The organism is Gemmatimonadales bacterium (genome assembly GCA_035502185.1).
Lineage (GTDB): Bacteria > Gemmatimonadota > Gemmatimonadetes > Gemmatimonadales > JACORV01 > Fen-1245.
Genome location: DATJUT010000103.1, coordinates 1 through 24,313, shown reverse-complemented (window position 1 = coordinate 24,313; position 24,313 = coordinate 1). Strand labels below are relative to the sequence as shown.

Annotated in this window: 24 protein-coding genes; 7 read left to right on the top strand and 17 right to left on the bottom strand. The window is 71.7% G+C overall.

What is annotated here, in order from left to right:
- Nucleotides 1-61: 61 nt before the first annotated feature.
- On the top strand, nt 62-1,759 hold the full coding sequence (locus VMF70_13805; protein ID HTT69093.1) for an electron-transfer flavoprotein:ubiquinone oxidoreductase: 1,698 nt from the start codon (nt 62-64) through the stop codon (nt 1,757-1,759).
- Between the two features lie 82 nt (nt 1,760-1,841).
- Here the strand turns inward: VMF70_13805 and VMF70_13800 are convergent, their stop codons facing one another.
- The 3 genes from VMF70_13800 to VMF70_13790 all read right to left on the bottom strand — a co-directional run bounded on the left by VMF70_13800 (nt 1,842) and on the right by VMF70_13790 (nt 3,514).
- Complete coding sequence (locus VMF70_13800) at nt 1,842-2,309, bottom strand: GAF domain-containing protein (GenBank protein HTT69092.1); 468 nt, start codon at nt 2,307-2,309, stop codon at nt 1,842-1,844.
- 85 nt (nt 2,310-2,394) lie between these two features.
- A complete protein-coding gene (locus tag VMF70_13795) occupies nt 2,395-2,970 on the bottom strand; it encodes a YceI family protein (GenBank protein ID HTT69091.1) in 576 nt (191 codons plus the stop codon).
- A 73-nt stretch (nt 2,971-3,043) separates the two neighbouring features.
- Nucleotides 3,044-3,514 (bottom strand): MarR family transcriptional regulator, encoded by a 471-nt coding sequence (locus VMF70_13790; GenBank protein ID HTT69090.1) that lies wholly within the window; start codon nt 3,512-3,514, stop codon nt 3,044-3,046.
- Between the two features lie 169 nt (nt 3,515-3,683).
- Here VMF70_13790 and VMF70_13785 point away from each other — a divergent pair, with 169 nt between their 5' ends.
- The 6 genes from VMF70_13785 to VMF70_13760 all read left to right on the top strand — a co-directional run bounded on the left by VMF70_13785 (nt 3,684) and on the right by VMF70_13760 (nt 10,027).
- The gene (locus tag VMF70_13785) at nt 3,684-4,028 is read left to right on the top strand and encodes a metalloregulator ArsR/SmtB family transcription factor (GenBank protein ID HTT69089.1); all 345 of its coding nucleotides are present in this window, start codon (nt 3,684-3,686) and stop codon (nt 4,026-4,028) included.
- Nucleotides 4,025-4,474 (top strand): DUF302 domain-containing protein, encoded by a 450-nt coding sequence (locus VMF70_13780; GenBank protein HTT69088.1) that lies wholly within the window; start codon nt 4,025-4,027, stop codon nt 4,472-4,474. Before VMF70_13785 ends, VMF70_13780 begins: the two co-directional genes overlap by 4 nt.
- Nucleotides 4,475-4,477: 3 nt before the next feature.
- Nucleotides 4,478-4,831, top strand: a complete 354-nt coding sequence (trxA, locus tag VMF70_13775) for a thioredoxin (protein HTT69087.1) — start codon at nt 4,478-4,480, stop codon at nt 4,829-4,831.
- The gene (locus VMF70_13770; protein ID HTT69086.1) at nt 4,828-5,238 is read left to right on the top strand and encodes an OsmC family protein; all 411 of its coding nucleotides are present in this window, start codon (nt 4,828-4,830) and stop codon (nt 5,236-5,238) included. The genes trxA and VMF70_13770 overlap by 4 nt, the downstream gene beginning before the upstream one ends.
- 200 nt (nt 5,239-5,438) lie before the next feature.
- On the top strand, nt 5,439-9,032 hold the full coding sequence (nifJ, locus tag VMF70_13765; protein ID HTT69085.1) for a pyruvate:ferredoxin (flavodoxin) oxidoreductase: 3,594 nt from the start codon (nt 5,439-5,441) through the stop codon (nt 9,030-9,032).
- Entirely contained in the window at nt 9,029-10,027 is a 999-nt protein-coding gene (locus VMF70_13760; GenBank protein ID HTT69084.1) for a dihydroorotate dehydrogenase-like protein, read from the top strand. Before nifJ ends, VMF70_13760 begins: the two co-directional genes overlap by 4 nt.
- A 175-nt stretch (nt 10,028-10,202) precedes the next feature.
- Here the strand turns inward: VMF70_13760 and VMF70_13755 are convergent, their stop codons facing one another.
- From VMF70_13755 to VMF70_13690, 14 genes are all read right to left on the bottom strand, one after another.
- Nucleotides 10,203-11,723, bottom strand: coding sequence for a type IV pilus twitching motility protein PilT (locus VMF70_13755; GenBank protein ID HTT69083.1), 1,521 nt, complete (start codon nt 11,721-11,723; stop codon nt 10,203-10,205).
- 18 nt (nt 11,724-11,741) lie between these two features.
- Nucleotides 11,742-12,452, bottom strand: coding sequence for a hypothetical protein (locus tag VMF70_13750; GenBank protein HTT69082.1), 711 nt, complete (start codon nt 12,450-12,452; stop codon nt 11,742-11,744).
- Between the two features lie 25 nt (nt 12,453-12,477).
- Nucleotides 12,478-13,473: an NAD(P)H-quinone oxidoreductase gene (locus VMF70_13745; GenBank protein ID HTT69081.1), complete on the bottom strand. Its 996-nt coding sequence runs from the start codon at nt 13,471-13,473 to the stop codon at nt 12,478-12,480.
- Nucleotides 13,474-13,674: 201 nt separating this feature from the next.
- Complete coding sequence (locus VMF70_13740; protein HTT69080.1) at nt 13,675-15,240, bottom strand: alkaline phosphatase family protein; 1,566 nt, start codon at nt 15,238-15,240, stop codon at nt 13,675-13,677.
- Nucleotides 15,241-15,311: 71 nt separating this feature from the next.
- Complete coding sequence (locus VMF70_13735) at nt 15,312-16,355, bottom strand: ABC transporter permease (protein HTT69079.1); 1,044 nt, start codon at nt 16,353-16,355, stop codon at nt 15,312-15,314.
- A gap of 86 nt (nt 16,356-16,441) precedes the next feature.
- Nucleotides 16,442-17,386 carry an ABC transporter ATP-binding protein gene (locus tag VMF70_13730; GenBank protein ID HTT69078.1) on the bottom strand — a complete coding sequence of 315 codons (945 nt, stop codon included), beginning with the start codon at nt 17,384-17,386 and terminating at the stop codon, nt 16,442-16,444.
- 142 nt (nt 17,387-17,528) lie between these two features.
- Entirely contained in the window at nt 17,529-18,575 is a 1,047-nt protein-coding gene (hypE, locus tag VMF70_13725; GenBank protein HTT69077.1) for a hydrogenase expression/formation protein HypE, read from the bottom strand.
- Nucleotides 18,575-19,696 carry a hydrogenase formation protein HypD gene (gene hypD, locus VMF70_13720; protein HTT69076.1) on the bottom strand — a complete coding sequence of 374 codons (1,122 nt, stop codon included), beginning with the start codon at nt 19,694-19,696 and terminating at the stop codon, nt 18,575-18,577. The genes hypE and hypD overlap by 1 nt, the downstream gene beginning before the upstream one ends.
- Nucleotides 19,693-19,971, bottom strand: coding sequence for a HypC/HybG/HupF family hydrogenase formation chaperone (locus VMF70_13715; protein ID HTT69075.1), 279 nt, complete (start codon nt 19,969-19,971; stop codon nt 19,693-19,695). Before VMF70_13715 ends, hypD begins: the two co-directional genes overlap by 4 nt.
- A 4-nt stretch (nt 19,972-19,975) precedes the next feature.
- Entirely contained in the window at nt 19,976-22,288 is a 2,313-nt protein-coding gene (gene hypF / locus VMF70_13710) for a carbamoyltransferase HypF (GenBank protein HTT69074.1), read from the bottom strand.
- Nucleotides 22,285-22,977, bottom strand: a complete 693-nt coding sequence (gene hypB, locus VMF70_13705; protein HTT69073.1) for a hydrogenase nickel incorporation protein HypB — start codon at nt 22,975-22,977, stop codon at nt 22,285-22,287. Before hypB ends, hypF begins: the two co-directional genes overlap by 4 nt.
- Nucleotides 22,964-23,335, bottom strand: a complete 372-nt coding sequence (locus tag VMF70_13700) for a hydrogenase maturation nickel metallochaperone HypA (protein HTT69072.1) — start codon at nt 23,333-23,335, stop codon at nt 22,964-22,966. Before VMF70_13700 ends, hypB begins: the two co-directional genes overlap by 14 nt.
- Nucleotides 23,305-23,832, bottom strand: a complete 528-nt coding sequence (locus VMF70_13695; GenBank protein HTT69071.1) for a hydrogenase maturation protease — start codon at nt 23,830-23,832, stop codon at nt 23,305-23,307. The genes VMF70_13700 and VMF70_13695 overlap by 31 nt, the downstream gene beginning before the upstream one ends.
- Nucleotides 23,833-23,908: 76 nt before the next feature.
- Nucleotides 23,909-24,313, bottom strand: a 405-nt coding sequence (locus VMF70_13690; protein ID HTT69070.1) for a nickel-dependent hydrogenase large subunit, incomplete at its 5' end; no start/stop codon positions are given.

Sequence of the window (24,313 nt, the reverse complement as noted above, 5' to 3'; positions counted from 1 at the left end):
CGGCGCCGCTCCCGGCGCGGTTCGTGGTGCGCTAGCTTCCCGCACCCGGCCGGAGGGCGGCGTGACGGCGAGACCGATCGACTACCAGCCCAGAATCGACCACACCGAATACCTTGCCGTCCCCGAGGCCCCTGGGGACCAGCGCATCGACGTGGGCGTGCTGTTCGTGGGTGCCGGTCCGGCCGGACTGGCCGGGGCGATCCGCCTGTCCCAGCTGCTCGAGACGGCTCCCGAGGTGAAGGAGCGCCTGGGCGAGGTCCCGGTCGCGGTCGTCGAGAAGGGCAAGTACCCCGGCGCCCATCTCGTCTCCGGCGCCGTGGTCAACCCGGTCGCCTTCCGCGCGCTCTTCCCCGACGTCGCCGAGTCGGCGCTTCCCTTCCGGGGACCCGTGCGCGGCGAGGAGCTCTACCTGCTCACCGGACGGCGCGCGTTCCGGTCCCCGCTCATGCCGCCCACGATGCGCAATCACGGGAACTGGGCCGCCTCGATCAGCGAGATGGCGCGCTGGCTCGCCGAGCGTGCCGAGCGCGCCGGCGTGAGCATCCTGACCGAGACCACCGCGGCGAAGCTGCTGGTGAGCGATCATGCCGTGCGCGGTGTCCTGACCGGCGACAAGGGCCGCGATCGCGACGGGAACCCCGAGGCCAACTTCGAGCCCGGCGCGGAGGTCGTCGCGACCGCCACCGTCCTCGCCGAGGGGGTCAACGGCCACCTCGCGGGGGCGCTCGACCGGCACTTCCACGTTGCGGGCAAGAACCCGCAGGTCTACGCGCTGGGCGTCAAGGAGGTGTGGGACGTCCCGCGGCCGCTCGACCGTGTCATTCACACCATGGGGTGGCCGCTGCGCTGGGGAAAGGCGGCCGCCGAGTTCGGCGGCAGCTTCGTGTACCCGATGGGCGAGCGGCAGGTCGCGATCGGCCTGGTGGTGGGGCTCGACTACCGCGACGCCTCGCTCTCGGTGCACGACCTCCTGCAGCAGCTCAAACTGCACCCCCTGGTGCGGCCGATCCTGGCGGGCGGCAGCCGCGCCGAGCACGGCTGGGGCGCGAAGTCGATTCCGGAGGGCGGCTTCTTCGCGCTCCCCGGCCGGCTCAGCGTCCCCGGCGCCGTCGTGACCGGCGATTCGGCGGGATTCGTCAACGTGCCGGCCCTGAAGGGCATCCACTACGCGATGTGGTCGGGCATGCTGGCGGCGGAAGCGATCTTCGCCTGCCTCAAGGCCGGCCGCGACCCCGCGCTGCTGGGCGCGCTGGCGGGCTACGACGAGGCGGTGCGACGGAGCTTCATCTGGAGCGACCTCTACCGTGTCCGGAACATGCGGCAGGCGTTCGCGGCCGGTCTGCTGCCGGGCGCGGCCCTGGCCGGCCTCATGACGCTGACCGGCGGCGCCTTCCCCGGCGGCCGCTTCCCGGCCGAGCCGGACGCGCTGCGTCCCGTCGCCCCGCGCCCGCGCCGGTATCCCAAGGCGGATGGGAAGCTGACCTTCGACAAGCTGTCCAGCGTGTACGCCAGCGGGAACCGCACCCGCGACACGCAGCCCAACCACCTGCTCGTCAAGACCGACGTGCCGGATGCCCTCGGTGAGACCTGGATCAACATGTGCCCGGCCGGAGTCTACGAGTGGATCACCGACGATCAGGGTGTCCGCAAGCTCCGCGTCAACTCGCCCAACTGCGTGCAATGCGGAGCGATTTCGGCGAAGGGGGGCCGCCTCACGCCCCCAGAGGGCGGAAGCGGACCGGAGTACAGCGTGACGTGACGAGCTGGGGTTTGGGGCTTGGGGGTTGGGGTTTGGGCCCCTCCACCCCCAACCCCCAAACCCCAATTCCCAACCCCCGGTCTTACGCCTTCGTCGCGATCAGGAAGGCGAGCTGCTCGAGGAACTTCCGGTCGTCGGCCGTGAACGCCGCCTTCACGTCCGAGTCGATGTCGATCTCACCGAGGACCTGCGTCCCGCGCATGACCGGCACCACCATCTCGCTCCGGGTCTCGATGCTGCAGGCCAGGTAAGCGGGGTCGGAGCCGACGTCGTCCACCACCACCGTCTGCCGCTCGCGGGCCGCGCGGCCGCAGATGCCGACGCCCACCGGGATGCGCACGTGCTCCGTGGGCCGGCCACGGAACGCCCGCAGCACCAACGTGTCACCATCCAGCCAGTAGATGTAGACGCCCGTGTAGTGAGGGAACCCGGACTGGAGCGCTTCGACGGTGCGCTCGAGAACGGTGTCGAGCGTCGAATGCCCCGGCGAGCCGGGAATGGCGAGCACGGTGCGCTCGGCTTGGGTGCGGGCGGAGGCGTCGGTGGCCATACATGGAAGATACTCACACCCTTACACCCCACACCCAGCCGCAACGCGAGTGGGTGTAGGGGGGTAGGGTGTCGGGCTACAGCTCTTACGCCGCCGCCGCCGTGACCCCCTCCACCTTCTTCACCACTTCCGCGTCGATCGCGATCTCGACCGTCTCGCCGACCACCACCCCGCCCGTCTCGAGCAGCTGGTTGTAGGTCAGGCCGAAGTCCTTACGGTCGAGCACGCCGCGCGCGCTGAAGCCGGCCCGCACGCCGCCCCAGGGATCCTTCGCGCTGCCCGCATACTCCACGTCCAGCACCACGGGCCGCGTCACGCCGTGCATCGTCAGGTCGCCCGCCACCTTCAGCGCCTCCCCCCCGGGCCCCGCCTGCTCGACCCGGGTGCTCCTGAACGCGAGGACGGGGTAGCGCTCGACGTCGAAGAAATCCGACGAGCGGAGGTGCGCGTCGCGCTGGGCGACCCCCGTATCGATGCTCGCCACGTCGATCGTCACCTCGACCGCCCCATGGCTCGGATCGTTCTCGTCCATCGTGAGCGTGCCGTCCCACTTGGCGAACCGGCCCCGGACCTTCGAGACCACCATGTGGCGCACGGTGAAGTTCACGCTGGAGTGCGCTGGATCGAACGCCCACTGCTGCTTCGTCGTGTTCGCCTTCATCGCTGCATCCTCCTCCGGTGTAGTACTTGTCCAGACACTAGTCGTGATCACAGATATGGCCCCGCCAAACCGCCTACTCAGGCGTCGAGCGGGCCTCGTCGAGGAGGTCCGCCAGCCTGCGGAGCCGCTCTTCCGCCATGTGCCCCAGCAGCCGCTTCTGGACCTCGGCGAGCGGCTCCGCCAGCTGATCGAGCAGCGACAGGCCACTCTGGGTGATCCGCGTCGTCACGACCCTCCGGTCGGCATCGTCGCGGGCCCGGGTCACCAGGTGCCGTTTCTCCAGGCGGTCCAGGAGCCGGGTGAGGTCCGGGTCTCTGGTCACCATCCGGTCGGCGATCTCGCCGCACGGGAGTCCCGACGCGCCCGCACCCCTCAGGATCCGCAGCACGTTGTACTGCGTGCCCGTGAGGCTGGACCCTTTGAAGACCTGCACCAATCCGCGCTCGAGAGCGTCGGCCGTGCGCGCCAGCCCCAGAAGCACCTCTTCCTCGACCGACCCGAAGGGGCGGGACTGCTTGAGCTCGTCCTTCAGCCGCTTCACCATGGGCAGGTATATAATCGTGATAACGACTATTGTCAAGACGTTGGTTATCGAGCGCCAATCCGCGCCGACCCGGGGGGTGTCGTGTGGGCCCTCACGCCCAGCCGCGCCGACGCTCGGCGCCCTGGGGGCCCATATTGACATTCGTACATAGCCATATTACCATCTCGCTATGACAACTACCCTGCGCCAGGCGCCGCTGGACCCGCGCGTCCTGGCGGAAGCTGCGGAGATGGTCCGCGTGCTAGGCCACCCGGTGCGGCTGCGGATCGTGGAACTGCTCGAGGCCGGCGAGCAGACCGTGACTCAGCTTCAGGACGGGCTGGAGGCTCCGCAGGCGCTGGTCTCGCAGCAGCTCGCCCGGATGCGGGGAGCTGGGATCGTGGCGGGACGGCGCAGCGGCTCGAACGTCTGGTACTCCATCGCGGATGCGCGGGTCGTGAGGATGCTCGACTGCCTGCGGCACTGCGACCTGCCCGCCGCCCGCGGTCGGCGGCCGGAAGGGGCGGAGGCATGACCACCGCCGGCCATCTCGCTCCGTACGGCATCGAGGCGGAGGTGCCCGTCGGGTACGAGCGGGCGGTCGCGCTCACCCGCGACGCGCTCGCCGGGCAGGGCTTCGGCGTGTTGACGGAGATCGACGTGCGCGCGACGCTGAAGCAGAAGCTCGGCGCCGAGTTCCGGCCCTACGTCATCCTGGGCGCGTGCAATCCGCCCCTCGCGCACCGGGCGCTCCACAGCGAGCTGGCGATCGGGCTCCTGCTGCCGTGCAACGTGATCGTGCATGCCGGGGACCGCCCCGGCACAAGCGTCGTGGCTGCGCTCGACCCCGTCGTCCAGCTGGGCGTGACCGGCCGCGCCGACCTGAAACCACTCGCGGCGGAGGTGCGCGACCGGCTCGAGAAGGCACTGGAGAGCCTGCGCCGGTCCGCCGCGTCAACCGTGACACCCGAGAGGAACTGAATCGTGAAAGACACCAAGGTGGTGACCGATGCCAGCTTCGAGGCGGACGTGCTGAAGGCCGAGAGCCCGGTGCTGGTGGACTTCTGGGCGCCGTGGTGCGGCCCCTGCCGCGCGGTGGCGCCGGTGCTCGAGAAGGTGGCCGAGCTGTACGCCGGCCGGGTGACGGTGGCGAAGCTCAACGTGGACGAGAATCCAGTGACGTCGCAGACCTACGGCATCCGGAGCATCCCGACCGTGGCGCTGTTCAAGGGCGGCGACGTCGTGGACGGCGTGCTGGGCGCGGCTCCCCTCCCCTACTTCACCGAGATGCTGGACAAGCACATCGGCACGGCCGGCGCCGAGGCGAAGAGCGCATGAAGCCGGTCACGGTCACCTGGGACGGCGGGGTGCGGTTCACCGCCGACGTCCGCGGCCACAAGCTGGTGGTGGACCAGCCGCCCCAGGGCGGCGGGCAGGACGCCGGTCCGATGCCGCTGGAGCTCGTCCCGGCCGCGCTGGGCACGTGCGTGGCGTTGTTCGTGAAGCAGTTCCTCGTCACGCGCGGCCTCGATGCCGCCGGGCTGACCGTGCAGGTGTTCACGGCCACGGAGGCCAATCCGCACCGGATCGGTCGGTTCGAGGTCACCGTCGCCATTCCGAAGGGCGTGCCGGAGCACTACCGGGAGGCCGTGGCGCGGGTGGCCGAGAGCTGCACCGTCCACCATACGCTCACTCACCAGCCGGAGATTGCGGTCGAGGTCCTCGAGACCGTTCCGACCGCCTAGCCCCAGCCCCCGCTCGAGCCGGCGGCGACGTGGCCGCCGGCTCCGCTGTATCTCCTTTCCCGACAATCGGTTGAAAAGTCCCTGCCCGATCCCTGGGAATGGAACGCATCTTGCGGAACATCGGGGTCGACGACGCGGCTCTGAGAAGCGCCCAAGCCCGGACGCCTCTGACCGGCGAGCCTGCGCGCCACGGAGAGACCATGGGCAAGCAGACCCTGACCATCGACGGGAACGAGGCGGCGGCGAGAGTCGCCTATCAGCTCAACGAAGTCATCGCCATCTACCCGATCACCCCCTCATCCCCGATGGGCGAGTGGTCGGACCAGTGGGCGTCGGAGAAGCGCCCCAACCTGTGGGGGACGATTCCCACGGTGGTGGAGATGCAGAGCGAGGGCGGCGCGGCCGGTGCCCTGCACGGCTCGCTGCAGACGGGTTCGCTGTCGACGACCTTCACGTCGTCCCAGGGCCTGTTGCTGATGATCCCGAACATGTACAAGATCGCCGGCGAGCTGACGAGCACGGTCTTCCACGTGGCCGCCCGCTCCCTGGCTGCGCAGGCGCTGTCCATCTTCGGCGACCACAGCGACGTGATGGCCACGCGGGGGACGGGGTACGCGCTGCTGGCGTCGAACTCGATCCAGGAGGTGACCGACCTCGCGGCGATCGCGACCGCGGCCACGCTGGAGTCGCGGGTGCCGTTCCTGCACTTCTTCGACGGCTTCCGGACCTCGCACGAGGTGGCCAAGATCGAGGCGCTGACGCCGGAGCAGCTGCGGGCCCTGATCGACGACGAGACCGTGCGGGCGCACCGCGCGCGCTCTCTCTCGCCGGATCACCCGGTGCTCCGCGGCTCGGCGCAGAACCCGGACGTGTACTTCCAGGCCCGCGAGGCCGTGAACCCGTACTACCTCGCCTGCCCGGGCATCGTGCAGCGGGTGATGGACCGCTTCGCCAAGAGCGTCGGCCGCTCCTACCACCTGTTCGACTACGTGGGCGCTCCCGACGCCGAGCGGGTGATCGTGCTGATGGGCTCGGGGGCCGAGGCGGCCCACGAGACCGTGGACCACCTGGTCGCCCGGGGCGAGAAGGTGGGCGTGCTCAAGGTGCGGCTGTTCCGGCCGTTCGCGGTCCAGCTGTTCGTCGCCGCGCTGCCCAAGACGGTGGAGGCGATCGCGGTGCTCGACCGCACCAAGGAGCCGGGCAGCGCCGGGGAGCCGCTCTACCAGGACGTGCTGACGGCGCTGGCCGAGACGATGAGCGGCGCCGAGCCTCCGCTGCGCTCGTTCCCGCGGGTGATCGGCGGCCGCTACGGCCTGTCGTCCAAGGAGTTCACGCCGGCGATGGTGAAGGGCGTGTTCGACGAGTTGGCGGCGACGGAGCCCCGCAACCACTTCACCGTGGGCATCGAGGACGACGTCACGCGGACGAGCCTGCGCTACGATCCCGAGTTTTCGACCGAGGATCCGAAGACGGTGCGCGCGCTGTTCTTCGGGCTCGGCGCCGACGGCACGGTGAGCGCCAACAAGAACTCGATCAAGATCATCGGCGAGGGCACCGACAACTACGCCCAGGGCTACTTCGTGTACGACTCGAAGAAGTCGGGCACGATGACCACCTCGCACCTGCGGTTCGGCGCGAAGCCCATCCGCTCCAGCTATCTCGTCACCCGCGCCAACTTCGTGGCGGTGCACAACTTCACCTTCCTGGAGCGGAACGACCTGTTCGCGCCGGCCGAGCCGGGCGCCCCCGTGCTGCTCAACACGGCGTACGGGCCGGACGAGGTGTGGGACCAGCTGCCGCGCAAGGCGCAGCAGCACGTCATCGAGCGGAAGCTCAAGCTGTACGTGATCGACGGCCTGAAGGTGGCGCAGGACGCGGGCCTCGGCGGCCGGATCAGCACGGTGATGCAGACCTGTTTCTTCGCCATCAGCGGCGTGCTCCCGAAGGACGAGGCGATCGCGGCGATCAAGCACGCGATCGAGAAGACCTTCGGCAAGCGCGGCGAGTCGGTGGTGAAGAAGAACTTCGCGGCGGTGGACGCCGCGCTCGCCCACCTGCACGAGGTGAAGGTCCCGGCGAAGGTCACGAGCACGTTCGACCTGCGGCCCCCGGTGCCGGCCGAGGCGCCGGAGTTCGTGCAGAAGGTGACGGCGGAGATCATCGCCGGGCGCGGCGACCTGCTGCCCGTGAGCGCGCTGCCGGACGACGGCACCTATCCCACCGGCACGACCCAGTGGGAGCGGCGCAACATCGCCGTCGAGCTGCCGGTGTGGGACGAGAAGATCTGCATCCAGTGCGGCAAGTGCGTGCTGGTGTGCCCGCACGCCACCATCCGCGCCAAGGTGGTGGACGCGGCCGTCCTGAAGGAGGCGCCCCCGACCTTCAAGTCGGCGCCGGCGCGGTGGCGGGAGTTCAAGGAGCGGCGCTACCTGCTGCAGGTGGCGCCCGAAGACTGCACCGGCTGCAGCCTGTGCGTGCAGGCCTGCCCGGTGAAGAACAAGAGCGAGGCCAAGCTCAAGGCGCTCAACATGCGGCCGCAGCTGCCGCTGCGGGAGCCGGAGCGGGCCAACTGGGAGTTCTTCCTCGCGCTCCCGGAGACCGACCGGACGGTGCTGCGCCCCGACCAGATCAAGGACGTGCAGCTGTTCCAGCCGCTGTTCGAGTTCTCGGGCGCGTGCTCGGGCTGCGGCGAGACCCCCTACGTCAAGCTGCTGAGCCAGCTGTTCGGCGACCGGACCGTGGTGGCGAACGCCACCGGCTGCTCGTCGATCTACGGCGGCAACCTGCCCACGACGCCGTGGGCGATGAACGGGGACGGCCGCGGTCCCGCGTGGTCCAACTCGCTGTTCGAGGACAACGCGGAGTTCGGGATGGGGATGCGGCTCTCGCTCGACAAGCAGGCCGAGTTCGCGCGGGAGCTGGTGCGGCGGATGGCCGGGCGGCTCGGTGAGCCGCTCGCGGGCGAGCTGATCGGCGCCGACCAGTCCACCGAGGCCGGCATCGCGGCGCAGCGCGCGCGGGTGGCCCGGCTCAAGACCGCGCTGGCGGCGCTGCCGGATCCCGAGGCCCGGATGCTCGAGTCCCTGGCCGACGTGCTGGTCCGGAAGAGCGTCTGGATCGTGGGCGGCGACGGCTGGGCGTACGACATCGGCTACGGCGGCCTCGACCACGTGATCGCGTCGGGCCGGAACGTGAACATCCTGGTCCTGGACACCGAGGTGTACTCCAACACCGGCGGCCAGGCGTCCAAGGCCACGCCGCGAGGCGCGGTGGCGAAGTTCGCCGCCGGCGGCAAGCCGAACGCCAAGAAGGACCTGACGCTGATGGCCATGGCGTACGGCAACGTGTACGTGGCGCGGGTGGCGATGGGCGGCGACGACGCTCAGACGGTGCGGGCGTTCCTCGAGGCGGACGCGTACGACGGGCCGTCGCTGATCGTGGCCTACAGCCACTGCATCAACCACGGCTACGACATGGTGGACGGCCTGAGTCAGCAGGACATCGCGGTGAAGACCGGGTACTGGCCGCTGCTGCGCTACAACCCCGCCCTCGCGGCGCAGGGCAAGAACCCGCTGGTGCTGGACTCCAAGGCGCCCTCGCTGCCGCTGGAGCAGTACACCCGCAACGAGACGCGGTACACGATGCTCGCGCACAGCGATCCGGCGGCGGCGAAGCACCTGGCGCAGCTGGCACAGCAGGACGTCGCGACCCGCTGGCGGACCTACACGTTCATGGCGCAGCAGGAGGGGAACGGCGGCGACGGGAACGGCGGCGACGGCGGAGCCAAGCCATGACCGACCTCACGACCGACTACCTCGGGTTCACGCTGTCGAGCCCGCTCGTGGCCTCGGCCTCGCCGCTGTGCGAGGACCTCGACAACCTGCGGCGGCTCGAGGATGCCGGTGCCGCCGCGGTGGTTCTCCACTCGCTGTTCGAGGAGCAGCTCGCCCGCGAGAGCGAGGTGCTGGACCGCGCACTGTCGGCCGGAACCGACAGCCACGCGGAGGCGCTGAGCTACTTCCCCGATCTCGCGAGCTACAACCTCGGGCCGGAGGGCTACCTCGAGCACGTCCGGAAGGCGAAGGCCGCGCTCGGCATCCCGGTCATCGCCAGCCTCAACGGCGTCTCGAGCGGCGGGTGGGTGGACTACGCGCGGAAGATGGAGCAGGCCGGTGCGGACGCGTTGGAGCTCAACGTGTACTTCATCCCCACCGACGCGCACCTCACCGGCGCCGCGGTCGAACAGCAGTACTGCGACCTGGTGCGCGACGTCCGGGCGGCGATCCGGATCCCGCTCGCCGTCAAGGTCGGGCACCAGTTCACGGCGTTCGCGAACATGGCGCGCCGCCTGGAGGAGGCCGGGGCCGGGGCGCTGGTCCTGTTCAACCGCTTCTACCAGCCCGACCTCGACGTCGAGAACCTCGAGGTGGTGAGCGCGCTGTCGCTGAGCCAGCCGTACGAGCTGCTGCTCCGGCTCCACTGGGTGGCGGTGCTGTACGGCCGCCTCCAGGCCGACCTCGCCGTCACGGGCGGCGTCCACGCCGCGGGGGACGTGCTGAAGGCGATGATGGCGGGCGCCAACGTCGCCATGATGACCTCGACGCTGCTGCGCAGCGGCATCGGGCACCTGACCGCGGTGCGGCAGGAGCTGGCGGCCTGGATGAACGAGCACGAGTACGAGTCGGTCCGCCAGATGCGCGGCAGCCTGAGCCAGCGGTCGACCGCGAATCCGGAGGCATACGAGCGGGCGAATTACGTGAAGGTGCTGAGCTCGTATGCCGTGAAGTAGGGGCCGTGACAGGTGAGAAGTGAGCGGTGAGAGGTTCAAGTGAGCAGTGAGAGGTGAGGGGTGGGAAGCGAACGGCGTGAGAGGTGAGTCCCCTCTCACGCCGTTCTTCTCACCCTTCCCGCCTCTCACGTCTCACGCCCTTCCCTTCTCACCTCTCACTTGAACCTCTCACCTCTCACGCCTGCATCGTCTTCAGAAACCCCAGATCATACCCCCTGGCCTTCATCATCCCCTCGAGGCCCGACTTGTCCGCCGCCTTCATGTACGCCTCGGCGGGCTCGACCAGCTTCTTGTCCACGACCTCCAGCAGCGCGTCGTTGAGCGTCACCATCCCCAGCTTCTTGTTGGTCTGGATCATCGACGGGATCTGGAAGGTCTTGCCCTCGCGGATGAGGTTCGAAATGGCCGGGATCGCCAGCAGGATCTCGCGCACCGCCACGCGCCCGCCGCCGATCTTCTTGCACAGGATCTGAGCGACCACGCCCTTCAGCGATTCGGAGAGCATCACCCGGATCTGGCTCTGGCGGTCCGCGGGGAACTGGTCGATGATCCGGTCCACCGTGGACGCCGCCGTGGTGGTGTGGAGTGTGCCGAAGACCAGGTGGCCCGTCTCCGCCGTCTCGATCGCGATCGCCACCGTCTCGAGGTCGCGCATCTCGCCCACCAGGACGATGTCGGGATCCTCCCGCAGCGCCGCCCGCAGGGCCCGCTTGAAGGACTCCGTGTGCAGCGCCACCTGCCGCTGGGTGACCACGCAGCTCTTGCTCGAGTGCACGAACTCGATCGGGTCCTCGATCGTGATGATGTGATCCGTGCGCTTGCGGTTGATGAGGTCGATCATCGCCGCGAGCGTGGTGGACTTGCCGGATCCCGTCGGCCCGGTGACCAGCACCAGGCCCTTGGTCAGGAAACAGAGCTTCTGGATCTCCTCCGACAGGCCCAGCTCCTCCGCGGTCTGCACCCGGGTGGGGATCACGCGGAACACCGCCGCCGGCCCCCGGCGGTCGCGGAGCACGTTGCAGCGGAACCGCGCCAGGTCGAGGATCTCGTACGCGAAGTCGGTGTCGTTGCTCTCGGCGAACTCCCGGCGGTTGCGCTCCGGCATGATCGAGAAGACCAGCGCCTCCATCTCCTCGACCGTGAGCGGCTCCTGCCCCTCGGTCCGGGCCATCACGCCCGCCTTCCGGGTGATGGGAGGCTCGCCGACGCGGAGGTGCAGGTCCGACGAGCCGGACTCGACCAGCCGGCGCAGCAGGTCCTGGATCCGCTCCTCGGCCCCGGCCGCCGCCTCGCCGCCCCCGGCCGGCGCCTCGCGCCTCGGCCCCGGGCCGGGAGCCGGCGCCGCGGGCGCGCGGGCCTCCATCGGCATCGAGATGGCCGCGCTCGAGCGGCGCGGCCTGGCCGGCCCGATCGTGACCGCGATGTCGTCGCCCATGTGGACGATCTCCACGTCCACGCGCCCGCCGTCCAGGGCGTAGCCGAAGGCCATGCGCGATTCGGCCTCCAGGTGGTCCTTCATCCCCTCCGGCGCGATCTCCCGCACCAGCGCCATGATCTTGGCCTTCGTGAGCAGGTCCCGCGTCACCGGCCGCTCGGCGCCCTCCACGCTCAGCATGACCGCGGCGCCGCTGGCGAGACGCATGTGCGCGGCGCCCTGCTGGAACATCACCTCGATGAACTTGTCGAGCGTCGCCATGCCTCTCCCTCTCCGGGGCTAGGGCTGCGGCTTGGCCGGGGTCGGCTCCGCCGCCTTCGGCTGGGCCGGAGCCGCCGCGGGCGCCGCGGCCGGCGCGGGCGGCGGAGTCTGGGCGCCGGGCCGCGCGGCCGCGGGCTGCGGGGCGGCCGGCGCCGCGGAGCGGGACGGGGCCGACGGCCCCGGGGCCGGGGCCGGCGCGCCGGGCTGGCCCGCGCCCGCGGGCGGTCTGGACGCCGGCGCGACGCCGGGCGCACCCGCCGGCGGCGCCTGCACCACTGCGTCCTTCGCCGCCTCCCTCGCCTCCTCCGCCAGCACCCGCGCCCTGACGTGCTCGGCCTGCGTCTTCCGCTCCTTCTCGGCCAGGAACGTCTTCTCCTTCTGGTCGTTCTCGTCCGCCGTGATCGTCCCCTTGAGGGTGCGCTCGATCAGTCCCCTGAACGCCACCACGGCGTCCCGCAGCATCCGGGCCTTCATCATCGGGCTGCCGCCCCGCGAGGCCATCACCGCCAGCTGGCCGGCGGAGTCGGCGATGAAGCCGAGGTTGCGCGCCATCGTCTTCTGGCGCAGGTGGCCCAACTCGCGCGACAGCTGGGCCGCGTACATCTCGCCGCCCTTTTTGGCGGCCGCGTACTGCTCCACGAGCACGCCGAAGTGCTCCGCCTCCTTGAGGACGGTCTCGAGGTACTCGACGATCTCGCTCGCCTTGGCCGACAGCTTGGAGCCTGCCATGGACGCCTCCGACTGCCCGGGCTCGCTACCCGTTCGCCTGGTCGCAGAGCAGCACCAGCTTCCCGAAGACCGCGTCGGACTCCAGCACGCGGTGCGCCTCGGCCGCGTCCGCGAGCGGGAAGCTGCGCTCCACCACCGGCCGCACGATCCCGCCCTCCAGGAGGGGCAGCACCTCGGCCGCGAAACGCGAGGTGACGCCGATCTTCTCCTCCAGCGTGCGCGCCCGCAACACCGTGCCCACCAGCGTGAGGCGCTTGCTGAGCAGCATGCCCAGGTCGATGGTCGCGCTTCGCCCCCCGGTGAGGCCCACGACGATCATCCGGCCCCCGCGGGCCAGGGCCTGGATGCTCCCGGCCAGCACCGGGCCGCCCACCAGGTCGAACACGACGTCCACGCCCTCGCCCGCCGTGCGCTGCTTGACGACCTCGGCGAAATCGGCCTTGGAGGTGTCGATCGCCACCTCCAGGCCGAGGGCGGTCGCCCGCGCGAGCTTCGCCGCGCTGCGCGAGGTGCCGAACGTGCGCGCGCCGAACGCCTTCGCCAGCTGCAGGGCCGCCGTGCCGACGCCGCTCCCGACGGCGTGGATGAGCACCCGCTCGCCGGACCTGAGGCCCATCTGGCGGAACAGGGCATCGTAGGCGGTGATGAACGCTTCGGGGACCGCCGCCGCCTCCTCGAACGTCCACGCCGACGGCACCGGCATCGCCACCGCCTCGTTGACCGTCACCGCCTCCGCGTACCCGCCCGCCGGCACGAGCCCCATGACGCGGTCGCCCACCTTCCAGGCCCTGGCGCCGGCGCCCAGGGCCGCCACCTCACCGGCGTACTCGAGCCCGGGGATGTCGCCCGGCGCGCCCGGAGGCGGCGGGTAGTGCCCCTGCCGCTGCAGGACGTCCGCGCGGTTGACCCCGGCCGCGCGCACCCGCACCTGCACCTCGCCGGCCGCCGGTCGCGGCGTGGGCACGTCGCGCAATTGGAGAACCTCCGGCCCTCCCGCAGCGGAAATCACGATGGCTCTCATCGCCCCACCCCTTCCCACCCCGCCGGTGAGCGGTGAGACGTGAGGCACGCGAGGTTCGAGTGAGCCGTGAGAGGTCGAAGGGAGAGGGCGCAGCTCGTCCCGGCACGGCCGCCCCCGAGCAGCGCGCGCGCACCCCTCACGCCTTTCCCCCTCTCACCTCTCACCTGAACCGCTCACTTCTCACCTCGCGCCTCTCGCGCTTCACCTGTCGAGTGCCTCGACCAACACCCGCCCATCCAGCTTCTCGAGCGGCTCGACCCCGACCAGTCGCGCCAGCGTCGGCGCAAGATCCGCCACCTGCACGCGCTGCGCGTACCGCCCGGGCCGCACGCCGGGACCGGCGATGACGAGGGGCACGTGGGTGTCGTCGTCGCTGGGCTGCCCGTGTTGGGCCTCGCCCCCGCTCCCCCACACCATGTGCGGCTTCAGCGTCACCATCAACGCGGCCGGGAGGTCGGGCGGGATCGCGTTCCTCCACCGTCGGGCGACGGCGTCCGTCGCCGTGTCCGCGGCCGCGAGGGTCTCGGGCGTATCGACCCGCAGGACCTGGGGCGCCTGCCGCATCTCGTTCGCGATCAGGTGCACCAGGGCGTCCACCGCCACGCCGTGCGCGACGAGCCCCGGGCGGTCCACCACCAGCAGGCCCAGCTCGAAGAAGCGGATCCACCGGTGCGGCCCGAGCTGCTGGGCCAGCGCCACGCTGTCGGCGCGGATCAGCCCAGACGGGTTCAGCCACTGCGCCCCCGGCGTGCCGTGGCGGTTCGCGTATTCCGGGTACGACGTCATGCCGTGGTCGGCGGTCACCGAGACGACGTAGCCGTCGCGCCCGAACAGGCGGTCGAGCGAGTCGAGGAACGCGCCGAGGTAGCGGTCGACGTGGAGCACCTGGTCGTGGATCTCCCGCGAGTCGGGCCCGAAGGCGTGCCCGATGTAGTCGGTCGCCGACAGGCTGACGGCCAGGAGATCGGGGTGCCCGCCGGACCCGAGGTGGAGTTGCACCACGCCGTTCAGGGCCAGGGCCAGCGTCAGCGAGTCCATCCACGGGGTCGCGATGAAGGCATCCGCCGCCGCCGTCGTGTCCGGCGGCAGGACGTGCGGGAAGACGACGTCCTTGCCGCCGTTCTCGTAGTCCATCGAGTCGGGCTCGGCGTAGGCCGACGGGTCGAGCAGCAGGTCCCAGCGCCTGCCCGGGGCGCGGGCCGGCAGCAGCCCCGCGTTGAAGTCGCGCACCCACTTGGGCAGCGAGTCCGCGTAGTACCGGCTGGTCGTGAACTGGCCGGACTGGTACCAGTACGCCTGCTGGCGCGCGCGGCCGATCGGGAGGATCGCGCCACGGTCCTTGCGCGAGACCGAGAGCGCCCGGGCGCCGGGCCAGCGGGCCTGCATCCAGTCGAACAGCGCCGTCCCGCGGAATCGCCACGGCGACGCACCGGGCCCGGTCACGTCGAGCAGCTCCCCGGTCTCGTTGTTGTCCGTGACCCCGAAGGCGTTGCGGACGATGCCGGTGGACCGCGGGTTGCGCCCGGACAGCACCGTGGCGTGGCCGGGCGCCGTCTCCGCCATCGCGTGATCCTGGTACGCGTCGGTGAACACCGCGCCGCGCTCCAGCAGCCGCGCCAGGCCGCCCGTGAGCTGGGCGCGCCAGCGCTCCAGGTAGTCGGCCCGGAACTGGTCGATGGTGATGTGCACCACCAGCCGCGGCAGGGGCTGCTGGTGCGGCGCGGAGGCCTGCAGGGCGGCGAGCAGCGCGAGGAGCGGACTGGCCATTCAGACTCCGACGCTTCGGTGAAGGAGGGAATATGCGCAGGCCGGTCCGTCCGTGCGATGCGGCTCCCGGATCACAGCCAGCGGAAGATCTTGAGGGCGACGGCGAACGCGACTGCGCCCCAGGCTGCGCAGACGGCGGTCGGTCCGGCGACGGCCGCCAGCGAGGCGCCGTCGAGGATGACGGCGCGCAGGGCGTCGTTCAGCGCGGTCAGGGGCAGCGCCTTGATCAGCGGCTGCATCGCCGCCGGGAAGTTCGACGACGAGAAGAACACGCCCGACAGCACCCACATCGGCAGCATGATCAGGTTCATCAGCCCCGACACCATCTCGACGGTCCGTGCCCGGCTGGCCGTGAGCAGGCCGAGGCCCGCGAAGCACATGGCGCCGATCAGCACCAGCGCGGCGAGCGTGAGCACCGAGCCGCGGAACGGGACGCCGAAGACGAGGGCGCCGAAGCCCAGGAGCAGCGCGACCTCCGGCCCGAGCATCACCAGGCGCGCCGCGATGAACGACAGCAGGTACTCGCTGCGGCGCATCGGCGAGGCGAGCAGCCGCTTGATGAGCCGGCGCTTGCGGGCGTCCACGACTGCGTAGCCCATGCCCCACATGCCGGTGCCCATGAGGTTGAGGCCGAGCAGGCCCGGGATCAGGAAGTCGATGTAGCGCGAGCCCTTCTGCATCACCCTCTGGTCGGCGACCCGCCGCACGTCCGTGCGCCCCAGGGCGCGCTGCAGCGCGTCGTCGGCCACCAGGCGGGCGGTGCGGCTCTCGGCCCGCGTCGAGTCGTACCGGTACACGATGGGCTCGCCCGGCACGATCACGAGCGCGATGCCGCCCTTGCGCAGCTGCTCGGCCGCGCGCGGCGCCGGCAGCACGGTGGCCTGGATGCCGCGGCCCGCACCCAGCAGCGCCGCCAGGGAGTCCGCGCCCGGCCCGGCCTCGATCCCGACCCGGGTCACCTCCGGCGGCCGGTTCCGGAACGCGAGCCCCAGCGCCACCGCCAGCAGCAGCGGAAAGGCGAACACCCAGAAGAGCACCTCCGGCTGCCGGAGCTGCTCCCGGAAGCGGGCGAGCGTCAGTTGCCACAGCGGGCTGTCGGAACCGACTGCACTCATCCCTTCCCTCACTTCTCACGCAGTTCACTTCCCACTTCTCACTTCTCACTTCTCACCTGAACCTCTCACCCCTCACTTCTCACTTCTCACTCGTCTCTCAGGTGCCTCCCCGTCAGACTCAGGAACAGGTCCTCGAGCGTCGCGTGATGCGTCACCAGCTCCGTCATCTCGACGTCACGGCGCTGCAGCTCGCCCAGCAGCCCCGGCACGGCGCGGTGGACCTCGCTCACGGTCAGGACGTACCGCGGTCCGTCGCGGCGCACGGCCTTCACGCCCGGCAGGGCCGCCAGCACCGCCTCGGCCGGCGCCGGCGCGCCGTCGCGAAGGGCGAACTCCACCACCTCCTCCGCGCCGAGCGACGCGATCAGCTCCCGCGGCGTGCCCAGGGCGATGACCCGCCCGTGATCCATCACCGCCACGCGGTCGCACAGCCGCTCCGCTTCTTCCATGTAGTGGGTCGTGAGCACGACGGTCCCGCCCTGCCGCTTGAACGCAGCCACCACGTCCCACAGCTGGCGCCGGGACTGCGGGTCCAGCCCCGTGGTCGGCTCGTCCAGGAACAGCATGTCGGGATCGCCCACCAGCGCGCACGCGATCGCCAGGCGCTGACGCTGGCCGCCCGACAGCTTCTCCACCCAGGCGTCCCGCTTCTCGCCAAGCTCCACGACCTCGAGCACCTGCTCGACGGTCCGTCCGCGGCGGTAGAAGCTGCGGAACAAACGGATCACCTCGGCGACCTTGAGCCGGTCGGCGAGCCGCGTCTCCTGGAGGGCGACGCCCAGCCGCTCGCGTAGCGCGTGCTCGTCGTGCCCCCACCGCATTCCCAGCACCTGGATGTCGCCGCCGTCCGGGGGGACCAGCCCCTCCAGCATCTCGACCGTGGTGGTCTTGCCGGCGCCGTTGGGGCCCAGCAGGCCGAAGCACTCGCCCGCACGCACCTCGAGGTCGAGGCCCGAGACGGCGACCACGTCCTTGTAGCGCTTGTGGAGGCCGGTACAGCGGATGGCGGGGACGGCCGTGGCGGTGGGCATGGGGCCGTGGATGATGTCGAGACGCCGAGCCGGGCGAAAGGGGGGCAGCGGACCGTCGGTGGGTTGCAGACCCTGGGTTAAGGAAGAGGCCGCGACCGCGGCCTCGACGTCCCACCACCTGCCACCCACAACCCACAACCGGCTAACAGATCCTCGGCAACTGCTCCCCGGACAGCAGGTCCAGCACCCGCTCGCCGCCGGCGCGCGTCTTCAGCGTCACCAGCCCCGGCGTGCCCCCGGCGGCCACGGTGCCGATGCGAGCAGCGGCCGCGGTGTCGGGCCGCGCGCGGAGCAGCACCAGGGCCGCGTCCGCGTCGCCGGCCGCGACGAACGCGATGAAGCGCCCCTCGCACGCCACGTACAGCGGGTCCAGGCCCAGCACCTCGCACGCGCCCGCCACGTCCTCGCCGACCGGCACCGCGCTCTCGTGCACCGAGATCTCGCACGCGGCCTGGGTCGCGATCTCGTTCAGCACCGTCGCCACGCCGCCGCGGGTGGGGTCGCGGAGGCAGTGCACGGCGAGGCCGGCCTCGACCAGCGCGAGCGCCGGGGCGGCCACGCTGGCGCAGTCGCTGACGATCGGGGAGCTGAACGCGAGGCCGTCGCGCACCGCCATCACCGCGACGCCGTGCTGGCCGATCGTCCCGCTCACCAGCACCGCGTCACCGGGGCGCACCTCCGTCGGCGCCACGGGCCGGCGCGCCACCACCGCGCCGACGCCCGCGCTGGTGATGTAGACGCCGTCGCCCTTGCCGCGCTCGACGACCTTGGTGTCGCCCGCCACCACCACGACGCCCGCCTCGCGCGCGGCCCGCTCGATCGACGCGACGATGCGGGCCAGGTCGTCCATGGCCAGCCCTTCCTCGAGGATGAACCCGAGGCTGAGATACAGCGGCCGCGCGCCGCTCATCGCGAGGTCGTTGACCGTGCCGTTCACCGCCAGCGTGCCGACGTCGCCGCCCGGGAAGAACATCGGATGCACCACGAAGCTGTCGGTGGTGAACGCGAGCTTCGCGGCCGGCGTGTCGAACACGGCGGCATCGTGCAGCGCCGCCAGCGCGTCGTTCCGGAACGCCGGGACGAACAGCCGCTCCACCAGCTCGCGCGTCAGCCGTCCGCCCCCGCCGTGCGCGAGCAGGATGCGGCCGCCGGCGGGCAGCGGAACCGGGCACGCCAGCTCGCCGCCCATCAGCCCGCCACCGCCGTCGCCGCCGCGCCGGCGGCCCGCCGCCGGCGGTACAGCCAGTAGGCCGCGCACGCCCCCTCGGAGGAGACCATCGGCGCACCCAGCGGGTGCTCCGGCGTGCACCGCGTGCCGAACGCGGGGCACTCCTGCGGCCGGAGCCGCCCCTGCAGCACCAGGCCGGCGCGGCAGTCCGGGTCCTCCCGGGCCGCCGGCGAGTGGTCCGGGAACCGGCGCTCCGCGTCGAACTCGGCGTACCGCGCGTTCAGGCCCAGCCCGCTGCGCGGGATCGGGCCGAGGCCGCGCCAGGTGCGGTCCGTGACCTCGAAGACCTCCTCGATCGCGCGGCGCGCGACCGCGTTGCCGTCCGGCCGCACCACCCGCGCGTACTGGATCTCCACCTCGTGGCGGCCCTCCTCCAGCTGGCGCACCGCCATCGCCACGCCCTGCAGCAGGTCCAGCGGCTCGAAGCCCGTCACCACCACGGGCACCCGGTGCCGCTCGACCAGCGGCCGGTACTCCGCCGTGCCCATCACCGTGCACACGTGGCCGGCGGCGAGGAACGCCTGCACCCGGCACTCCGGCTCCGCCAGGATGGCCTCGAGCGCGGGAGGGACCCGCACCTGGGCCACGAGGAGGCTGAAGTTCCGCAGCCCCTTCCGCGCGGCGAGCTGGACCGCCATAGCATTGGCCGGCGCCGTGGTCTCGAAACCCACCGCGAAGAAGACCACCTGGCGTTCCGGCTCCCGCTCGGCGATCGCGACGGCGTCGAGCGGCGAGTAGACCACGCGCACGTCGCCGCCCTCGGCCCGAACGTGCAGCAGGTCGTCGCTCGTGCCCGGCACCCGGAGCATGTCCCCGAACGAGGTGAACACGACCCCCGGCCGGCGGGCCATCCGGAACGCGCGATCGAGGATGTCCACCGGCGTGACGCAGACCGGGCAGCCGGGCCCGTGCACCAGCGTGACGCCGGGCGGCAGCATCTCGTCGATGCCGTAGCGCACGATCGCGTGCGTCTGGCCGCCGCACACCTCCATCAGGGTCCAGGGGCGGGTGACGATCGCGCGCAGGGTCTCGGCGTATCGCTGCGCCGCCGACCCGTCGCGGTACTCGTCGAGGTACCTCACGGCACCTCCGACCGTTCGATCGCCTGCATCTCGCCGTCCAGTCCGGCCAGCTCCTGCATCTCCTCGAGGTACCGGAAGGTCTCCTCGGCGTCCTCGGGCGCGATCCGGCTCAGCGCCAGGCCCACGTGCACGATCACGTAGTCGCCGACGGCGGCTTCGGGCACGTACTCCAGGCACACGTCGCGGCTCGCCCCGCCGAACCGCACGGTGCCGTAGCGGAGCCCGCCCGGTCCGGCATGGGTCTCGAGGATCTCGCCCGGGATGCCGAGGCACATGCGGCTACCCTCCGCCTTCGAGGAGCTGGTGCGCCGCCACCATGGCCTGCCCGATCGCCAGGCCGCCGTCGTTGGGCGGCACGCGGCAGTGCGCCACCACGGTGAGCCGGCGGGCCCGCAGCTCCCGCGCGGCGAGCGAGAGCAGCGCGGCGTTCTGGAAGCAGCCGCCGGTGAGCACCACCCGGCTCACGCCCAGCCACTCGGCCGCGGCGCCGATCATCCGGGCCATCGTCAGGTGGAACCGCCCGGCGACCACCGGGGCCGCGGTGCCGCGACCGAGATCGGCGAGCAGTCCCCGCACCACGGGCCGCCAGTCCAGCTCCACGAGCGCGTCGCCCGTCCCGCCCGGCGCCTCGCGCAGCGTGAACGGGTACGCGCCCGCCGTGACCGGGGCGGCGATCTGCTCGAGCAGCATCGCCGCCTGGGCCTCGTACCGCGACTCCTGGCGCAGGCCGAGCAGCGACGCGACCGCGTCGAACAGCCGGCCCGCGCTCGAGGTGCGGACCGCGTCGCCCGGGGACCGGAACAGGGACTCGAGGACCTCGCGGCGGCCGCGCGCCTCCGCCACCGGCGCCAGGTCGAGCGTCCACAGCTCCTCGCCCATCGTCTCGTGCAGCACGCCCAGGGCCGACCGCCACGGCTGGCGCGCCGCCGCCTCCCCGCCGGGAAGCCGGAAGGTCGCCAGGCGCGCCACCCTCACGAAGCCGGTGGCCGAGGCGCGGAGGAACTCCCCGCCCCAGATCGTGCCGTCGGTGCCGAGGCCCGTGCCGTCCCACGCGACGCCCAGCACCTCGCCCGCGAGATCGTGCTCGGCCATCGCCGCGGCGACGTGGGCGTGGTGGTGCTGCACCCGGATCACCGGCAACCCGCTCGCCTCGGCGAGGCGCGTCGTCGCGTAGTCGGGATGGAGATCGCAGGCGACGGCCACCGGGCGCAGCGCGTACAGGCGCTCGTAGTCCCGGACGGTGCGCCCGAGCGCCTCGAGCGACAGCCGGTGGTCCAGATCACCGATGTGCTGGCTCGCGACGATCTGCCCGTGCTGGCTCCAGGCCACGGTGTTCTTGAGGTGGCCGCCGAGCGCGCGCACCGTGGGCAGGTCGCCGGTGACCGCCACCGGCAACGGCGCGAAGCCTCGCGCGCGCCGGATGACCAGCAGCTCGCCGTCCACCACCCGGGCCACGGAGTCGTCCACGTGGCGGGCGACCGGGCGGTCGTGATGCAGGAACGCGTCCGCGATCGAGCCCAGCCGCGCGCGCGCGTCGTCCGCCTCGACGGCCATCGGCTCCTCGGAGAAGTTCCCGCTGGTGCACACCACCGGGAACCCGAGCCGGGCGAGCAGGAGGTGGTGCAGCGGGGAGTACGGCAGCATCGCGCCCACCGAGCGCAGGCCGGGCGCCGTCTCCGGCGACACCGCGCCGCGGTCCACCAGCGGCAGCAGCAGGATCGGGGCCGACGGCGAGGTCAGCAGTTCCGCCTCCCGCTCGCCGACGCGGGCCGCGCGGCGCACCGCGTCGAGGCTCGGGAACATCACCGCGAACGGCTTCGCTTCCCGCCCCTTGCGCGCCCGGAGCCGCGCCACCGCGGCGCCGTCGCGCGCGTCCACGATCAGCTGGTAGCCACCGAGCCCCTTGAGCGCGAGGATCCGGCCGGAGCGCACGACCGCGGCCGCCGCCTCGAGCGGGTAGGTCGCGCCGGGCGGCGCGTCGCGGTCCCGGCCCTCGAACGCGAGGCGCGGGCCGCACCGCGGGCACGCCACCGGCTGCGCGTGGAAGCGCCGGTCCCGCGGGTCGTCGTACTCGGCCGCGCAGTCCGGACACAGGGCGAACGCGCGCATCACCGTCAGCGGCCGGTCGTAGGGCAGCCCCTCGATGATCGAGAGCCGCGGGCCGCACGCGGTGCAGTTGAGGAAGGGGTAGCGGTAGCGGCGATCGTCCGGATCGTTCAGCTCCCGCAGGCAGTCGGGACACGTGGCGAGATCGGGCAGCATCGCCACCACCGGCTCGGGGCCGGTCTCGCTCTCGAGAATCGCGAACCGCTCCGCCCCCTGCGGCTCCACCCACGCCACGTCGACCCGTCGCACGACCGCCGCCGGGGGCGCCTCGCCCTCCAGCCGGCGGGCCAGCTCGGTCACCCGCTCCTCCGGGCCCTCCACCTCGATCACCACGCCGTACGAGGTGTTGCGCACCGACCCCGCCAGCCCCAGCGACACGGCCAGCCGGAAGATGAACGGCCGAAATCCGGTGCCCTGCACCGCCCCCGTGACGACGATGCGCGCGGCGAGCGGCCGCGGCGCGAGGGGCGCCAGGAGTGCGCTCACCGCGCCTCGACCCCCGAGGAGGCCGGCCGCGCCGCGTGCTTCGCCGCGATCCGCCGCTCGAGCCAGGCCACCACGTCCCCGACGCCCTCCCCGGTCCGGCACGACGTCGACACGATCGCGACGCCGGGATGCACGTCGTGCACCGCGAGCGCGGCCGCGCGCGGATCGAAGTCGGTCCGGTCCAGCAGGTCCACCTTGTTCACCACGACGAGATCGGCCCGCCGGAACATCAGCGGGTACTTCTTGGGCTTGTCGTGCCCCTCCGTCACCGAGAGCAGCATCACCGCGTCGTCCTCGCCGAGATCGAATTCCGCGGGACACACCAGGTTCCCCACGTTCTCGATCACCACCACGTCGCAGCCGTCCTCCGCGAGGTGATGCAGGACGTGGTGCACCATCCGCGCGTCGAGGTGACAGGCGGCGCCCGTGTTGATCTGGTGCACGGGGCCGCCGAACCGGTCCAGCCGGTCCTTGTCACAGCTGCCCACGATGTCGCCCTCGACCACGCCCACCCGGTGGTGCACGGCCAGCGCCGGCAGCACGCGCTCCAGCAGCGACGTCTTCCCCGACCCGGGGGCGCTCATCAGGTTCACCGCGTAGATCCCGTGCTCCGCCAACAGGTGCCGGTTCTCGCGCGCCACCGCGTCGTTCGGCGCCAGCAGCCCCGCCTTGACGTCAATCTCGTGCATGCGCCACCTCGGTCTCGTCCTCCAGCTCCAGCGTCCGCACCTCCAGCTCCCGCCCGCTCACGATCCGGGTGCGCTCCGAGCCGCACACGCCGCAGCGGAAGACGAGATCCTCGACCGGGCTCTCCTGCCCGCACGCGTCGCACGCCACCACCAGCGGCACCGGATCGAACACCAGCCTGGCACCGCTCAGGGGAGTCGAGGCCGCGAGGCACTCGAAGGCGAAGTCGAGGGCATCGGTCGAGACGCCGGACAGCTCCCCGACGCGGACGTGGATCGCCGCGACGCGGGCGCCGGGTTCGGAGGCGAGCCGCTGCTGGACTGCCTCGATCAGGTTCTGGGCGATGCCTGCTTCGTGCATGTCTGAACCCCGAGCACTTTCCACTGCATTAGCTGTGCCTCGACGCGCCGGACCAGCTCCGGCAGCGCTGCCCGAACGGCAGGGGTCAGTTGTTCGCCGAACATGCGGGTTTCCTGGGCTTCGACGGCGAAAAAGACGGTCTCGGTGGGCAGCGGGATGTCGAGCGTGCGGCCCAGGGCCAGGGCGGTGCCCAGGCTGACGTCGTGGTAGGAGACCGCCCGGAGGGTCGGGATGGCTTCGTCGGGGGTGAGGCGGTAGATGGTGCCCGGGGGGCCCCGCCGCCACTCGATCGCGTCCACGATGATGGCGCGATCGTAACCGGCCAGCAGGTCCACGAAGCGCATTCCGCCCCAAGCGCTCTGCACCACGTCCACCGGGGTGGCGGCCAGCCGCTCCGCCAGGATCTCGGCGGCGCGCACGCCGACGGCGTCATCGGTCAGGAGCGGGTTGCCCAGCCCGACGACGACGACGCGCTCGGCCGTCCCGTCTGCCGCCACGTTCGATCCCCCACTCCCGCCGCCGTGACCCTACGCCTACACCCCACACCCTTACACCCTCTTACACCGCTACTGCCTAGTCCCGCCTCACGACCTGCAGCACTTCGCCCTCGGGATCGCGGATGGTGACCTCGAGCGGCATTTCCCCCAGCAGGCTGTGGGTCGCGCAGCCCAGGCACGGGTCGTAGGCGCGGAACGCCATTTCGACCATGTTCAGCAGCCCCTCCGAGACCTGCTTGCCCGAGATCAGGCCCTTGGCGGCCTTCTCCACGCCCATCGCCATCCGGGCAGCGTTGCCCTGGGTCGCGACGATCAGGTTCGCCATCGTGATCACGCCGCGCTCGTCGGTCTTGTAGTGGTGGATCAGCGTCCCGCGCGGCGCCTCGACGACGCCGACGCCCTCGGACGGCTTCACCGTGGGCAGGGTGCGGACGTTCTTGTCCACCAGCACCGGATCGGCGGCAATCTCCTGCAGCCGCTC